Source organism: Acinetobacter sp. Q186-3, assembly GCF_013420655.1.
Classification (GTDB): Bacteria; Pseudomonadota; Gammaproteobacteria; order Pseudomonadales; family Moraxellaceae; genus Acinetobacter; species Acinetobacter indicus.
The window spans coordinates 73,252-88,673 of record NZ_VOXS01000003.1 but is presented as its reverse complement, the minus strand read 5'-3'; the positions used below and the strand labels follow the sequence as shown (position 1 = coordinate 88,673).

15 protein-coding genes are annotated in these 15,422 nt (G+C 41.1%); 6 read left to right on the top strand and 9 right to left on the bottom strand.

The window, feature by feature from the left end; translation table 11 throughout:
• Positions 1–79: 79 nt before the first annotated feature.
• From FTT64_RS03685 to ispH, 8 genes are all read right to left on the bottom strand, one after another.
• Positions 80–511: a type IV pilin protein gene (locus tag FTT64_RS03685; protein WP_257233376.1), complete on the bottom strand. Its 432-nt coding sequence runs from the start codon at positions 509–511 to the stop codon at positions 80–82.
• Positions 505–1,008, bottom strand: coding sequence for a type IV pilin protein (locus tag FTT64_RS03680; protein ID WP_180074413.1), 504 nt, complete (start codon positions 1,006–1,008; stop codon positions 505–507). The genes FTT64_RS03685 and FTT64_RS03680 overlap by 7 nt, the downstream gene beginning before the upstream one ends.
• Positions 1,008–4,802 carry a PilC/PilY family type IV pilus protein gene (locus FTT64_RS03675; protein ID WP_227554601.1) on the bottom strand — a complete coding sequence of 1,265 codons (3,795 nt, stop codon included), beginning with the start codon at positions 4,800–4,802 and terminating at the stop codon, positions 1,008–1,010. The genes FTT64_RS03680 and FTT64_RS03675 overlap by 1 nt, the downstream gene beginning before the upstream one ends.
• A gap of 15 nt (positions 4,803–4,817) precedes the next feature.
• Positions 4,818–5,558, bottom strand: coding sequence for a hypothetical protein (locus FTT64_RS03670; protein ID WP_180182063.1), 741 nt, complete (start codon positions 5,556–5,558; stop codon positions 4,818–4,820).
• Positions 5,559–5,562: 4 nt separating this feature from the next.
• Positions 5,563–6,477, bottom strand: coding sequence for a PilW family protein (locus FTT64_RS03665; RefSeq protein ID WP_180182064.1), 915 nt, complete (start codon positions 6,475–6,477; stop codon positions 5,563–5,565).
• Positions 6,474–6,995 carry a type IV pilus modification protein PilV gene (gene pilV, locus FTT64_RS03660; protein WP_218951679.1) on the bottom strand — a complete coding sequence of 174 codons (522 nt, stop codon included), beginning with the start codon at positions 6,993–6,995 and terminating at the stop codon, positions 6,474–6,476. Before pilV ends, FTT64_RS03665 begins: the two co-directional genes overlap by 4 nt.
• Positions 6,992–7,540: a Tfp pilus assembly protein FimT/FimU gene (locus FTT64_RS03655; RefSeq protein WP_180182065.1), complete on the bottom strand. Its 549-nt coding sequence runs from the start codon at positions 7,538–7,540 to the stop codon at positions 6,992–6,994. Before FTT64_RS03655 ends, pilV begins: the two co-directional genes overlap by 4 nt.
• 163 nt (positions 7,541–7,703) lie before the next feature.
• Complete coding sequence (ispH, locus tag FTT64_RS03650) at positions 7,704–8,654, bottom strand: 4-hydroxy-3-methylbut-2-enyl diphosphate reductase (protein WP_104473474.1); 951 nt, start codon at positions 8,652–8,654, stop codon at positions 7,704–7,706.
• Positions 8,655–8,789: 135 nt separating this feature from the next.
• Here ispH and gmk point away from each other — a divergent pair, with 135 nt between their 5' ends.
• From gmk to bfr, 6 genes are all read left to right on the top strand, one after another.
• The gene (gene gmk, locus FTT64_RS03645) at positions 8,790–9,413 is read left to right on the top strand and encodes a guanylate kinase (RefSeq protein ID WP_045795273.1); all 624 of its coding nucleotides are present in this window, start codon (positions 8,790–8,792) and stop codon (positions 9,411–9,413) included.
• Between the two features lie 76 nt (positions 9,414–9,489).
• Positions 9,490–9,771: a DNA-directed RNA polymerase subunit omega gene (gene rpoZ, locus FTT64_RS03640; protein WP_005013174.1), complete on the top strand. Its 282-nt coding sequence runs from the start codon at positions 9,490–9,492 to the stop codon at positions 9,769–9,771.
• A gap of 223 nt (positions 9,772–9,994) precedes the next feature.
• Positions 9,995–12,094, top strand: a complete 2,100-nt coding sequence (locus FTT64_RS03635) for a bifunctional (p)ppGpp synthetase/guanosine-3',5'-bis(diphosphate) 3'-pyrophosphohydrolase (protein WP_180182066.1) — start codon at positions 9,995–9,997, stop codon at positions 12,092–12,094.
• Between the two features lie 71 nt (positions 12,095–12,165).
• Positions 12,166–12,549, top strand: coding sequence for a RidA family protein (locus FTT64_RS03630; RefSeq protein ID WP_075174936.1), 384 nt, complete (start codon positions 12,166–12,168; stop codon positions 12,547–12,549).
• Between the two features lie 154 nt (positions 12,550–12,703).
• Complete coding sequence (locus tag FTT64_RS03625; protein ID WP_034597991.1) at positions 12,704–12,898, top strand: bacterioferritin-associated ferredoxin; 195 nt, start codon at positions 12,704–12,706, stop codon at positions 12,896–12,898.
• 226 nt (positions 12,899–13,124) lie between these two features.
• Positions 13,125–13,589: a bacterioferritin gene (bfr, locus tag FTT64_RS03620; protein WP_005180468.1), complete on the top strand. Its 465-nt coding sequence runs from the start codon at positions 13,125–13,127 to the stop codon at positions 13,587–13,589.
• Positions 13,590–13,700: 111 nt separating this feature from the next.
• On the opposite strand, the gene FTT64_RS03615 is transcribed toward bfr, so the two are convergent.
• The gene (locus tag FTT64_RS03615; protein WP_180182088.1) at positions 13,701–15,341 is read right to left on the bottom strand and encodes a PglL family O-oligosaccharyltransferase; all 1,641 of its coding nucleotides are present in this window, start codon (positions 15,339–15,341) and stop codon (positions 13,701–13,703) included.
• Positions 15,342–15,422: the final 81 nt, after the last annotated feature.

Sequence of the window (15,422 nt, the reverse complement as noted above, 5' to 3'; positions counted from 1 at the left end):
CCCTTTCATAGAGGGCAGTATTTTACGCGAAGTTTGCCCTGAATGAAAGATCAAAAGTTAGTTATCCAAAATTTTGAATTTATTTCTCATCCCAAGATAAACATGTCCCTGATGCATCATCTTTATCTTTGAACCAACATTGCTTGCCTTTAGAATCTAGTGTAATAGCACCATTACCTAATTGAGAGCCTGCAGGTGTTGCTGTTAATGTCCAAGTATGTGTAGGATCTGTAGAAGTATCAGATAAACTCAAATTATAAGTAATCGAACCCGACTTATTAATAACGTTCCCACCGTAAACATTTTGCAAATTTGCCTCATAGAAAGAACCATTAGCTAATTTATAACTTGCTAATTTTTGTCCTATACCTAGTAGTTCCGCTTGTGCTTCTGCACGTTTAGTTCTCTTCACTGAATCTTGATAGGATGGAAACGCTATTGCAGCCAGTATTGCTACAATAGCCACAGCTATCATGAGCTCTATAAGCGTAAAACCTTTATTAGCTACCAATCTTCTGCTCCTTGCCCTGAACATGCTGTAAATGACACATTCTCAGCTTCTTTCGCTTTGCACTTTATACCATGACTGGTTATTAAAAATGTGTAAAGCAATGCGTCACTTGAATTTATAGGAGAAGCTTTCATTGACCATGCTTTACCTAAGCTCGATGTTAGTAAGTCTACTTCCGTTGAATTACTTATATCTTTAATTTCAATTTTATACTTCGAACTTGGTGTAGATACTGCGCCTGGTACATATACAGAACTTAATGCGGTATTCACACCCGCATACATATACTTTGGATCAAAACGTTTATAGGAGAAATTTTTAGCTTTATGGCGTTCTAACTGATCTGCCAATTTCAGCATTTCTTGCTGTACCAGTGCCATATCTTTTTTTCGAACATATTGTTGATAACTAGGTAATGCAATCGCAGCTAAAATAGCCACGATTACAACAACTACCATTAATTCAATCAACGTAAATCCATTCCTAAAGCTAAACATCAACCACCACCCTGAGCATATTGCTCATACCAACGGTTTGGAATGAATTTTAAACCACCACCATAGTTTTTAATTTGTGTTGTGCCCCCTGTTCCACCAGCACCACCGCCACCTTTTTTATCTTCATTCAAAATAAAGAGCGAGCGTTTGCTATTATCACCATCTCGACCGCCGCCCATAATTGGCTCACCAATACCTGCACCTAAGGCAACAAAAATATTTTCTGAACAAATACCATATGGCATACAGAATCGATGAATACTTGTTTCACCAGCAACACCTGCACTACAACTACCTGTTGTACCCGCCTTAGAAGCATCAAAAACAGGAACATATAAGTCATTTTCAACAGCAATTAGTGGAGCAAAACTTTTTAAAATTTGCTTATCCTTTAAAGGAGATGCTGTCAAATTTTCCTCTTTATCAAATAAGTAGTACCAACCACCATCACCGTTTTGCACATTACTATTTATGACAGGTTTTTTATTCGCTTCTAATCTAGCATCTACTCTTTTTTCCAACAATCTTAACTTGCCATGACCGCCTAACCCAGTTGTCCCTAAAGTGCGTATATTATGTGTATTATTATTTGGATATTTATGACTAAAAACATCATAGTCATAGACAACAAATACACCATCATGCGTATGAGCGGTGGAAGCGGTAGCAGATTTGCCATACATCGGGCTACTTCTATCACCAGATGCGATACTTACAGCAGCGACCTCCTTCTGATGATGAATAGTAAAGGTAGGTTGTTCATAGAATCTGCGATAAGAATCTTTTAAATCTAAGATTTTAGATACTTGTGAACCAAAGAATGTAGCTGTGGGATTAAAATCTACACGGAAAGCCTGGCCTCTTAAGTCTCCGAAATACAAATGATCAACTAAACCATCATTATTGCGGTCAACTGTTTTAATTGAGCTCACAATACTGTAGTCCATACCTACACTGTTTCCAGCTAACTGTATATTTCTATCGCCAGCGGTAGAGGAAGCATTGTAATTACCACTCACAGACCATAATAAGTCACCATTGTCAGCATCGAACATATACACACCAGCACCAATTTTTTTCTCATCAGCACTGTCTTGATCATAGGTTGGTGACTCATAACCTTCATCATATCCACCGCCAACGATCATGACGAGTTTACGACTTCCATGCCAATTTACATATGCTAATGTTGGTTTTGACCAACTTTGCCCCATATGCGAAAGCTCAGTAATTGTTTTTTCTTTTGTGACTTTATTATCTAAATAGTGAACCTTGCTATTTTCAGGATCAATATGAAATTTAACTTTTGGGGCATCTAGATCAGTAAGGTCTAAAGCATAATAACTACGCCCCCCCATGCGTAGACCTCCATATACCCATTGTTTCCCTTTAAGATTAATTTCCTCTTCTTTATTATCGTCATTTACAATGGTTCGTTTACCACCATCTACACTCAATGTACCATCAGACTTACTTACATAGGTGGTATGAGCAGTCCATTCTCCATCTATACCATAGTGAAGGTTAGATTTACCTCCTCTTGTATCACCACCGTTATATTTAAATGCTTCACTTTGTTTCTTAATCATTTCATAAGGTAGAAAAGCGAATTTTTCTTTACCCGTTTTTGCATCTAAGACATGTAAAAGCCCTTGTGTAGAGCCAAATAAAATATAATCTTTACGGTTAGTTGTATCAATGAGTACTTTACCATCAGCACCTTTTATTACTGTAGGCTTACCTTCTTGAGTTAACAAAATCGGTTTCGAATGTAAAATAGCACCTATTTGTGGTACTTGTTTAGAAATTGCATCCGTAGCTAAATTTTGTAGATTTACCCCTGCTTGAGCATTTTCATATCCTAATAGATTCATTAATGCTTCGCGATAAGGTGCATTTGCAGTCAAGTTATATGATGTCGAAATCGCTTGATAAATGGTTTTACCAGCATCTGCATCATAGGTACTTAAATTTAAGCTTTTTGTCTCAGCTTGATCTTTATAAACAAAATCACTCAGAATCAATCTCTCTTTCGGAGTTGTTGTAGTACGATATCCTCGTATCAACTGACTCAACGCACCATGCATAAATGCCACTTCATTTGAATTAGGAGTGAAATTTGGATTATTCCATTCATCAGCTACATTTTTAATTTCATCCTTCTGCATAACAGGCTGAGTGCCATTTTTTGTGCCATATAAAGAACCATTCACAGCATGATATTTTTTTAGGTTGCCATACCAAGTCTGCTGTAAATCCGTAGGTGCTACTTTTGGTACAAACTGAGGGAAATATCCAAATGGCTGAATGGTACTACTATTGAGTGCATCTACAGGGATAGTAGCTGTACCTGTACTGACACCAGGAATATTCGTTTTCACTTTGCCTAAAAATTTACTAAAACTTTCAACAATATCATCTGTGGACTCGCCTGAATACCATCCACCATTCCCTTTTATCCCCCACTTTGCAGTATTTCTTACGTTCTGACTAATAGAAGTATACGTATCAATTTCACTTTCAGTTTGAGCATTGCTTGGAATTACAGTAAATCCTTTACCAAAACCGATCACAGCCGTAAGTATATCCACTTTGGATTTATTTTTTGTTTTATCTGCTAAATTTTCATTCAATTTAAAAATACAATCCCATCCTTCTTTTGTCCCATCACAAGAGAAAGAACTATTATCAAGCGCTGCTCGAACAAGCCTTCTAGTTCCTGTAGCATCATTACTACTTCCTAAATCATTAGGTTCCCCATCAGTAAGCACATAAATCCCTTGCGCATGACAAGACTTAGCATCATCAGTAAGAGAGACTTGTGCTTTAATAGATGCAGGTTGAGTATATCCAGTTGAAGTTCTAGTATCTGTAGAAGAATCAGACCAATCAAAACCTGTATTAGTTAACCCTGAGGTACTCTTACCCAATAAATAAGCTGCCGTTTCAGCATAGGAATTTGCGGTTGGCGTACCTGAAATAGGATTAATAGCCAGTACTTTTTCCAAAATCAGTTGCCGTTGCTTAATGGTTCTTCCACCCACAGTTACATCTGCATCCAACCGTCTAGCTGGTACTACAATTGTTCCTGCATTTCTTGTTGATGTACCATTAACAGCACCTAAAGTAGATAAACCCAGTATAATTTTATTATCTAGTTTTGGAACATCATTATTATTGCTATCTTTTCCACCTACCAATAAAAGTACCATAGCATCTTTTAAACGTGTAATACGATCAAATTTCGTTTCTGAGGGCGTCCCGGATAATTTATAATAATAGCTAACATTATCAGATTGATAAACGCCCATTTCTGTCACATCTGGAGCGCTACTTAAACTAGTACTGCCGGTATTATTACCTCCGCAGGAAGCGGTCTTACAAGATCTCCATTTCGTTACCCACTTCCTTCCATCCCATTCATCTGTACTTCTATATAAATAGTTTCCCCGGTTATTGGATGTTCTACAATCAAATCTATCATAACTTATTTTTACGTCACCAATTTTTGCTTCCCCCTGAATAACCTTATAATCATAATAACTTCGAGGATTAGTAAAATCACAAGCATCCATTGCTACTGAAGGCGTTGGATGAGTTACACGCATACTTCCTGAAACATCCAACATCATCATTAAGGTTGTTGTAGAACCACTTGTAGTTGGAGCTGTATATATTTCAATATCACTCGCACTCACACTATTACAAATCAAAGTCGTGATTGATGCCGCCAATATGGTTAACTTCGCCTTGTTTAAGGCAGTTTGTTTTAAATTTTTCTGTATAAATCTCATTTTAATTTCCCCGCCTTAATTCACTTGTCGAAGCTGATATTCCATTTCCTGGGCACTATAAGGAACATTTAAATCAGCTAGACAATCAATAACACTTTTTTGAGTCACTCCATTTACTACTACATTAAAACTTGGGTAATTCATGACACAGGCATCTATCTTTGAATCTTCTGATGTTGATAAATTAGGCAAATAGGAAATCGCACTTACAATAATAGTCCCTATATCTTTTCCACCATAGGTTTCAGAGTCGGATCCATCATACATGTGAGTCCAATCTTTTCTGTTTTCTAAGCTGGACCGAACTCCAACCCGGGTTATTACTGCATTTCTGTCCGATATATAATCCTCACTTTTCCCAGTCTTACAGTAACCATCTTGCCCCAAATCATTTTTACGAATGGTAGAACCTTCCCAATACACAATACTAGCTTTACCTAAATTATATTTGTCACTAGATTCAGTTTTGCGTAGACAATAAACTAGTTCTTTACCTTTATTTTCAGGCTTATTCACAAAACCAATCATGCCATTATCAAGCTGCAATTCAGCAATTTTAAGTGCATCATCTGTATAGGCTTCTAATTGAAAAAAAACAGCATCTGAATTTTGCACTAATAAAGACTGTGCTTGTGCATTAGTAGAAATATTTAAAGAGATTATAGAGCCACGGATAGCCCAAGTTCCGATAATAGTAATCAGAAGAAGTACAACCAATACCACAAGGAGAGTATTACCTGTTTGTTTTATATTCATGGCCTTACTCCGATTTATTTTTCACACCAAAACCATTACGCAATGCAACAGTTTGTGAAATAACTTGTCTGATATATTTAGTATTATCAGCATGAGCAACCAATTCTTTATTCTTCAAATCCAGTACAGTAAATTTATTTTTTTCTGTTCCTTTTGAAACCGAGTCAGGAGACCTCAATAAAATACCTAATTGGACTGCAACAATTTGTGGCTTGTCCTGCAATTTTTTATATTCTGAAGCAGAAACATAGGTAAATTGATCCATCACTCCATCTAGGTTTCCTACAGGAAGAGTATCTTTTGCAACTTCAAAAATTATCCTGAAATGTTCAACATTTGGAATTAGCATTTCACCATCACCAGCCAAATTGAATGATGTTTCACTATCACCCATATAGGTCATCGCCTTACATCTTAAAGAGTAAGACTTAATCCCTGAGCTGGTTTCTTCTTTAATAAAATAACGTTGTACAACAAACTGGTTTGGTAACACCCTTTCACCTTCACAGGTATATTGACTACCAATGGTGTTTTTATATTGAATTACCAATTGGTCACTTTTCTGATCTTTTAAATTGCTAGGACCTACTGAAGAATCTGTAAGTAATTTTTCTAAGTCTTCTTTATTGACAACACTTGAACCACTGGAAGTCAAGTTATTGACATTAAATACTATACCGCCATGCTTTGTTATTGAAGTTATTGCCGCTTCATTTGAATCAATATTTGCACGTCGAATATCTTTAATAATGTAATCGAGACCAAATATACCGCTATTTTGGATATTGGCTGCACCCTGTTGAAAGCGAACACCTTGATTTGCTGTAATAAAAACCTGTAACGCTGCCGCTCCAACCAATAGACCAAGTACTAAAGAGATAATCAGCTCAATTAATGTAAAACCATTATTAGCTTTCATGTACCATACGCCTCCATCACCAAGCAACTTGACCCTGCAACATAAACTCCGCCACTCATACATGTTGTTACATTGCCAGCGCTTATAGTGGTTTCACCCCAAGCAATATAGATACATTGACGATCACCACCTTGACAACTATCAACAATCACAGTCATCCCTGCAGCTTTCGCCATTTGTAAAATTTGGACTGCATCATAAGTAGCCATTTCGTTTTGACTACACATTGGTGTTGTTGTTCTACTATTATTACTATCAGCAACCATGCAATTTTTTGCAGATGTTAATGTTCCCGAATTTATTTGGTTTTTATATTCAGTGAGCTTTGTTCTATTAACTCTTATTCTTTCGGCCACATCACGTGCTAAAGACATTGCGACTGTACGATCTCCCGCCTCCTGCATTGCATCAATAGCTTTAAATTGCAATACCGCAAATCCAAGAACCGCTATGGATAAAAGTACTAATGAAACCAATACTTCTACCATACCAACCCCCTTTTGAGTATATATACTCATGGACAACTCCCCGCTAGCTCTCTAGAAACGATATTACTAATCACACCACTTTTAAAAATTGTAATAGATTTAATTTCATTAACTTTTTCATGACAAACTTCAAAAACTAAATCTTTTGTAGGTTGCCACTCTATGATAAATTTTGGATTTTCCAGTGGATCTTCATTTTTATTAGGATCAAAATCAGGATTAGGTACTTTTCTTTTTAAAGATGTAGCTCGCTCTTTAGCAAGACCCACTGGAGAAAACATTAATCCTTCTGGAGCATCCTTTGAGATAATATGGACTTGCTCATATCTCGGCACCCAATATAGGTGATTTCCTGCACTAGGAAGATCATCAAATTCTAGAGTAATATCTTTACGTAAAGATATTGCCGTACCACGAGCTTTAGCTAAAGTCTGCGCTAATTCTATAGTTGTTGTTTCTAATTGTTTTTTATAGACCATTGGCATCATATTAGGGACAGCTATCATGACAATAACAGCTAACACCGCAATCGTGACCATCAATTCAATTAAGGTAAATCCCTGACTTTTTCGCATGCTCTCCCCCTAGGCAAAAATGTTAGCCCAGTTAAAATCATACTTATTAAAGTTACAAAACCTACACAGAACAGATAAAAGGCATAAAAAAGCAGATGAGTGTCATATCACAATCATCTGCTTATTTTTAAAAGAAAAATTAGACTGTTATCTCTTTCTCAGTTTAAGCCTGAGTTACAGGAATACGTAACTCTTTCGGTAAACTAAAGGTAATGTTCTCTTCACGACCGGCAAGCTCGGCAGGAGCGGTTGCCCCCCAGTCCTGTAAACGCTGAATCACCTGTTTAATTAAAATTTCCGGAGCAGACGCGCCGGCAGTCACGCCAATTTTTGTTTTAGGATTAAACCAGGCCTGATCCAGCTGATCGGCATTATCGACCAGATACGCCTGTTTGCCCATGCGTTCGGCCAGTTCACGTAAACGGTTCGAATTCGACGAGTTTGGCGACCCGACCACCAGTACCACATCACACTGACTGGCTAAATCACGCACCGCATCCTGACGGTTCTGGGTGGCATAACAGATATCATCTTTACGCGGTCCCTGAATCTGCGGGAATTTCTGGCGCAAGGCATCAATCACTTTGGCGGTATCATCAATCGACAGCGTGGTTTGCGTAACAAATGCGACTTTTTCAGGATGACGCACGCTTAAAGCCGCAACATCTTCTTCATCTTCCACCAGATAAATTTCACCGCCATTTTTCTTGTCATATTGACCCATGGTGCCTTCCACTTCAGGATGGCCTTCATGTCCAATTAAAATCGCTTCAACCCCTTCGCGGGCATATTTGGTCACTTCAATATGTACCTTGGTCACCAGCGGACAGGTGGCATCAAACACTTTCAGGCCACGGCGCTCAGCTTCCTGCTGGACTGCTTTTGACACGCCATGCGCACTAAAAATCACGATATTATCGTCTGGTACTTCATCCAGCTCATCTACAAAAATCGCACCACGCTGACGTAAATCATCGACCACAAACTTGTTATGCACCACCTCATGACGCACATAAATTGGTGGATTAAAGCATTCAAGGGCACGATTCACAATTGCAATTGCACGGTCCACACCCGCACAAAAACCACGTGGATTAGCCAATACAATTTCCATAGAACCCTCGATATTCATTTCAACTTTTGCAGACAGATGCGAAATTAATGCAAACAAATAGATGCTTAACTATTTTGTTTAAGCCAGCTCTGCTCTAAAATAGAGAAGATATTTTATCATATCAGGAAAAATATCATGTCGGGTCTCTTGTTTGTCGTTTCTGCAGCTTCAGGAACAGGCAAAACATCCCTTGTTAAAGCCCTGCTTGAACGTGTTAACAATCTGCACGTTTCTGTTTCCCACACGACCCGTGGTCAACGTCCTGGCGAACTGGACGGCGTTCATTACCATTTCACCCAGAAACAGGATTTTATCGACCTGGTGCAACAAGGCGGTTTTATTGAATATGCCGAAGTCTTTGGCAATTATTATGGAACAGCCCAAGCCACGGTCAAAGAACAACTGGCCAAAGGTCACGATGTCCTGCTAGAGATTGACTGGCAAGGTGCGCAGCAGGTGCGCAAACTTTTTCCTGAATCGAAACAGATTTTTATTTTGCCGCCAAGCCAGTTTGACTTACGCCAGCGCCTGTCCAATCGCGGCACCGATGCCGTGGATGTGATTGAACATCGCTTAAGCTGTGCGGTAGAAGATATGCAGCAATATGTCAACTTTGACTATGTGATTATCAATGATGACTTTAATAAAGCCCTGCATGACCTGGAAGCCGTGATTATTGCCAACCGTCTGGTGTTAAGCCAGCAGGCCAACCGTCATCAGGAGCTGATCCAGAAGCTGATTACCCCTACAGCACCCTGATTAAAACTTGAGTCTTCAGGCAAAGCACCTTATACTGCACAGTCTGTTTAAATTTACCATTCAAACGAGAACTCTTATGGCACGCGTCACCGTTGAAGATTGTTTAGACCATGTAGACAACCGCTTTGAGCTTGTACTAGTGGCAAGCAAACGCGCGCGTCAATTGGCACGTCAAGGAATTGAACCTACCGTTGAGTGGGACAACGACAAACCTACCGTTGTTGCTTTACGTGAAATTGCAGAAGGCCACGTTTCTAAAGACATTTTGAAACAACGCGATCAGGACTACCAAGCCTCTAGCCTTGACCTCGCACTTTCAGCAAATAACTTGAATTTAGATGGTTTTTCTTTCCAATAAGAAAATACATCCTGAAAAAGCCTAGTTTTTTACTAGGCTTTTTTATTATTTGAACTTTAATATTTGCGCAATAACCGTTATAACATAAGCATCGGAACTCGTAATTATAACGAGCTTTTATTTCGATATTTTCGGTGAAAAAAATTGACAAGTCATGCAATATGTTTTTCATTAGAAGATCAGTTTTTGTGATTGTTACGAGCATTGTAGTTAAAGGTGGTATATGCCAGGCGCAGAGGTCAGCCAAGCCAAACAGCAACTAAATATGATTATCGACGCTTACTTGAGTGAAAGCGATAGCGAGCGCGTGCTTGCGGCCTGTGACTATGCCGATCTGGCGCATGATGGCGTAACCCGTAAAAGCGGCGAGCCTTATATTCTGCATCCGATTGCGGTCAGCTGCATTCTGGCGCATATGCGTCTGGATGCCGAAACCCTGATGGCGGCACTGCTGCATGATGTGATTGAAGATACCGAATTTAGCAAAGAAGATATTACCGAAAAATTTGGCCGGACCGTGGCCGAACTGGTCGATGGCGTGACTAAACTCAGCCATTCCAGCGATAAAGAATACAATAAAGCCGCGTCCTTCCGTAAAATTCTGCAAGCGACCCTGCAAGACCCGCGTGTGATCATTATTAAACTGGCTGACCGCTATCACAATATGACCACACTAGATGCCTTGCGCCCAGATAAACGCGCCCGTATTGCCCAGGAAACCTTTGATATTTTTGTGCCGATGGCGCGTATTGTCGGTATGAATGAAATGGCCGACAACCTGGAACATCTGTGCTACCAGAATCTTGACCTAGATATGTTCAATAATGTTCAGGCTGCCCTGCTAGAAACCAAGCCGAAACGCTGTGAATATCAGGCCAAATGGGAAAAGAACCTGGCCGAGCTGCTGCAATATCATCAAATTAGCGGCCGGATTAAAAAGAAAAATAACAATATCGAACTGCTCCGTTATTTCGTCAAAAACGACATCGACCTGCAAGAGTTGACCCACAGCCACGCCTTTGAAATTATTCTGCAAAGCATTGCCGACTGTGACCGCTTAGCCGATATTTTACGTGAACATTTTCAGGTGCTGCATTTTGCCGACCATATTCGCCGTCCGTTGCCCGGTGGCAACCAGTCACTGATGCTGCGCCTGAAAGGTGAAAAAACTACTTTATCCTTAACCATTCAAACCGAGCTGATGCGTAAAGCGGCCCGTTTTGGCGTGGTTCTCGGTGAAAATGCACCACAAGCCTGCCGCTCGGCGATTCAGGCCTCGATGCAAAACCTGAACGTGCTGATTGATGGCGCCTGTGCCAAAACCACCTTTAGCGAGCTGCTGGATTATCTGCATCAGGAAAAAATCTGGGTTTATACTCCGCATGGCCATCTGCATGAATTACCACAAGGTGCCACCGCGGTTGATTTTGCCTATTCGGCCAGCCTGTTCCTTGGCAACCATGCGGTCGGTGCGAAAATTAATGGAGAAATCAAACCGCTATCGACCCCGCTGACCAGCGGTCAGGTGGTGGAAGTGATTACCGATGTTTTAGCGACACCAAACCCGGACTGGCTCAGCTTTATTAATACCCAAAAAGCGCGCCGTGCCCTGCAAAACATTCTGCGTGATCAGGATATTGATGAGCAGCGTCTGGTGGGTGAGCAGGCCCTTAACCGTGCCTTAAAACTGTTTAACTGTTCGATTAAAGATTTAAGCGAAGACGACTGGATTAACCTGTTGCAATGGCGTCATATCGACAGTAAAGAACGCCTGTTTGAACAGATTGCAGTCGGTGACCTGTTACCGCAACTGGTGGCCAACCATCTTTATTCACAGGACAGCAGCTCGGAAGTTTCGGATCGTCTGATTCAGGGCACCGAAGGCATTGATGTTAAATATGCGCATTGCTGTAATCCGGTACTTGGTGATCCGATTCAGGGCCATTTATCCCGCCGGGGTTTAATTGTGCATCGTGCGCGTTGCCATAACCTGCTGCATGAACAGCATCTGCATCCGGAAAATATCATGCCATTGCAGTGGAACTCGGATGATGTCGATGACGTCAGTTTCACCGCCTATTTATGCATTGATATTGAAATGAATGATGAGCAGATTTCTGACCTGATCTATCAATGCCGTAAGGCCAAGACCGGGGTGGAAATGGTCCGTAGCCACGATGCCAAAACCTATGTCAATATTGTGGTGAATAACCGTAAGCAGATTGCCCAGATTATTCGCGACCTGCGTATGCATTTTGGCTTCCCGCGGATTATCCGTCTGGAACTGCCGCCAAATATTGCTGAAACATCCAAAGCCTGTTAATCATGATACGATAGTCCCGGGCCTGCCCGGCTAATCGTTTATGCTGTCCATACTTATAAAAGGAGAAATCGATGTCCCGCCAAGTGATCCATACTGAAAATGCGCCTGCTGCCATTGGTACATACTCTCAAGCCATTTTAGTGGGTAATACCTTGTACCTGTCAGGACAGATCGGCCTTGATCCTTACAGCATGGAACTGGTTGAAGGCATTGAAGCGCAAATCCGCCGTGTTTTTGACAACCTGAAAGCCGTTTGTGAAGCCGCAGGTGGCACGCTGGCTGATATTGCCAAACTGAACATCTACCTGACCGATTTATCTAATTTCCAGTTGGTGAACCAGATTATGGGTGAATATTTTGCCCAGCCATATCCAGCACGTGCCGCTTTAGGTGTGGCCAGCCTGCCAAAAGGTGCACTGGTTGAAATGGATGGCGTAGTAATTATTAATCAATAACTTAGCTGTACAAAAAAGATACCATCGATAAGATGGTATTTTTTTATTCAAAAACCCAATCACAACAAATGAATTTTCAAATGATTTTTATTGACAAACGATAATAATTATCAATAATAACACTTATCTTATTTAATTCTTTATGGTTGTATCAATGTACGTTTGCTTGTGCCGTGGTATTACAGATCAAGACATTAAAGACGCCGTAGCGAACGGTGCTGAAAGCTATCGCGAAATTCGTGACCTGCTCGATCTGGGAACCTGCTGTGGCCGCTGTGCCCCTGAAGCACGTGCCATTATTAGCGATGAAGTGGCCGAACTTGCTGGCCGTCTCGCAGTTGCTGCCTAATTCCAATAAGAATAAATCCTTCGGTCCGTGGGCCGACTCTCCTCCCCCGCTTCTGACTCAGGCGGGTTTTTATTGCCCGACTGGGCCTTGCTGCCGAATCGCATTGATGACGATTTTCATTTGCTGTTCAATAAATTACTCGCCATCCTGCATCATCTTGTTTAAGATAAAGCTCTAGATTGCCTTAAAACTGTTTAGGGCAGAAATTGTGAGATGGAGTAGTGCAATGAAAGGCAATCGTGAAGTGATTAATCAGCTGAATCAGGTGCTGTATCATCATTTAACCGCTATTAACCAGTATTTTTTACATTCGCGCATGTTTAATGACTGGGGCATTGAGCAACTCGGTTCGGCGGAATATAAAGAATCAATTCGTCAGATGAAACATGCCGATAAAATTATCGAGCGGATTTTATTTCTAGAAGGTCTACCGAATCTGCAACATCTGGGTAAACTGTATATTGGTCAGCACACCGTTGAAGTGCTGAACTGTGATGTCCGTAAAGTCAAAGAAAATATTGAAGCCATTCAGAAAGCCGTCGTTTTGGCTGAACAGGAAATGGATTATGTGACCCGTGATCTGGTTCAGGAAATTCTGGAAAAAGAAGAAGAATATCTGGACTGGGCGACCACGCAACTGGATTTAACTGAATCTGTCGGTATTGAAAACTATATTCAGAGCCAGCTCTAAGCTCAATTAAAAAGATTAACTGCATAAAAAAGACCGGAGTTCCGGTCTTTTTTATGGATTGAGCAATGTGCTTCAAATCCCAAACAGCAGCCTTAAAAATCAGCAGATGATTTATGGTTCTGGTCTGATTTCTGCCCCATCCAGCAAGCTGTCATAATCCACCTCGACCTTTCGCACGATCTTTAACAGCTCCAGCTGCTGTTTGGCTTCGGCTTCATAGCCATTAAATGCCAGCACCCGGGCATATTTAAGCAGGTCATACTGGGTTGGATAATTCAGCACAATCTCATGAATCTGCTGTAATTGCTCTGGGCTTTGCTGGCTATACGGATTCAGACGAATCCAGGCAATGCGGCGGTTAAACTCCTCGAGCAGATAAATCTGATCCTGATTGGTGATTTTTTCCGGTGTCTTTTCATAACGCACCGATTGATTCAGCTTTGGCACCATCACTTCATAATCACGATAAATCAGCAGTAACAGGACTAAACCCACGCCAAAGCCAACTCGCATGAATATTGACGACAACTGCACGCCAGCCTTTGGACGCTGTGATTGTACAATCCCCAAGATAAAACCGGCGGGCAGCAGAAAATAGGCATAGTTCTGCGGGAATTCCAGCATGGCATGAATCAGGAAGGCACCGAGCATCAACAGACCAATCACCGAAATGGTCGAATTCACCTGCCGATGCAGCTGATAGCCCCAATAGGCCAGATAAGCCAACAATGGCAAGCCAATCAGCAGACCATTCCAGAGCAGCAGATCAAGCACGATATTGTGGGCGCTACGAATCCATACCGGTCCCTGGAAAAATTCACTGATGGTGGTGTAAGCGACACTGGTCTGATGCCAGCCATAGCCAAACCAGGGTTGATGGGCAATTGCGTGTAGCATCTGCTCCCAGATTGCCAGCCGTGACATATCCCCTGTAGCACGCTGTACCACATCACGAGACTGTACCGCTATATCTGCGCTTTGTGAGAGTAGTTGACTTAAAGAAGGAGCAATAAAGATCAAACCAACAAAAGTTGCAAACCAGAGCGCGCTATAGAACCATTTCAGGCGGATATAGCCTTGGTATTGCTGATAACCGAGATAAGCCAGAATACACAGTGAGGCGACCCAAGAGGTGCGTGATTGACTCAGCACCACCCCGCTTAAGATCACCAAACCAGTTGCAACCAAAAGTGCTGTTTTCAGTTTCTGTTTTTCATATAAATACAGACATGCCATAAGCGACATCACTAAAAAGGTCGCCATATTATTCGGTTGGGCGAAGTTGGCATAAGGGCGCTGGCCGGTACGAATATCGACCATAAACGGGAAATACTGGTCGATGGTGAGCCATTGGCAAATGGCCGTGAGACCGGTTAGGGTGCCGACACCTAAAAAGACAAAACTTAAACCTGTAAATATTTTTTCTCGCTGCGCAGCATCTACGGTCAGGTTATAGCCCAATACGATTGCCAGCCAGAATCCAAAAATATACAGACTGCTAAATAGGGCTTTATCAAAAAAGAATAGCAAACCACAGGCCCATTGAATGAATGGGACAGTGGCTAAGGCTAGCAAAGGCAGGCTTATTTTTGGAAGAGTCAGTTTTTCTTTTAGAAAAATAGCCGCTAAAGCGAACAGCGCAAAAAATGCATAAAGTTCGCCTGTATAGGTAACCCATGGGCGGTAGTGAATGGGCAATAGCCATGCAAGGGAGATGAGTAAGGCAGCCAATATTAGCAATGCAGATTTCATAAGAAAAATAGACCAAAAAACTGGCTCTATCTTATATTTTTTTAAGCAAGATGATAGTGCTTTGTGTGGCAAGTTTGATTG

Bases quoted from the DNA above. Each gene is read 5' to 3' on its own strand.
- FTT64_RS03680 (WP_180074413.1), bottom strand. From the start codon at position 1,008: ATGTTTAGCTTTAGGAATGGATTTACGTTGATTGAATTAATGGTAGTT.
- FTT64_RS03675 (WP_227554601.1), bottom strand. From the start codon at position 4,802: ATGAGATTTATACAGAAAAATTTAAAACAAACTGCCTTAAACAAGGCG.
- FTT64_RS03670 (WP_180182063.1), bottom strand. From the start codon at position 5,558: ATGAATATAAAACAAACAGGTAATACTCTCCTTGTGGTATTGGTTGTA.
- FTT64_RS03665 (WP_180182064.1), bottom strand. From the start codon at position 6,477: ATGAAAGCTAATAATGGTTTTACATTAATTGAGCTGATTATCTCTTTA.
- pilV (WP_218951679.1), bottom strand. From the start codon at position 6,995: ATGAGTATATATACTCAAAAGGGGGTTGGTATGGTAGAAGTATTGGTT.
- FTT64_RS03655 (WP_180182065.1), bottom strand. From the start codon at position 7,540: ATGCGAAAAAGTCAGGGATTTACCTTAATTGAATTGATGGTCACGATT.
- ispH (WP_104473474.1), bottom strand. From the start codon at position 8,654: ATGGAAATTGTATTGGCTAATCCACGTGGTTTTTGTGCGGGTGTGGAC.
- gmk (WP_045795273.1), top strand. From the start codon at position 8,790: ATGTCGGGTCTCTTGTTTGTCGTTTCTGCAGCTTCAGGAACAGGCAAA.
- rpoZ (WP_005013174.1), top strand. From the start codon at position 9,490: ATGGCACGCGTCACCGTTGAAGATTGTTTAGACCATGTAGACAACCGC.
- FTT64_RS03635 (WP_180182066.1), top strand. From the start codon at position 9,995: ATGCCAGGCGCAGAGGTCAGCCAAGCCAAACAGCAACTAAATATGATT.
- FTT64_RS03630 (WP_075174936.1), top strand. From the start codon at position 12,166: ATGTCCCGCCAAGTGATCCATACTGAAAATGCGCCTGCTGCCATTGGT.
- FTT64_RS03625 (WP_034597991.1), top strand. From the start codon at position 12,704: ATGTACGTTTGCTTGTGCCGTGGTATTACAGATCAAGACATTAAAGAC.
- bfr (WP_005180468.1), top strand. From the start codon at position 13,125: ATGAAAGGCAATCGTGAAGTGATTAATCAGCTGAATCAGGTGCTGTAT.
- FTT64_RS03615 (WP_180182088.1), bottom strand. From the start codon at position 15,341: ATGAAATCTGCATTGCTAATATTGGCTGCCTTACTCATCTCCCTTGCA.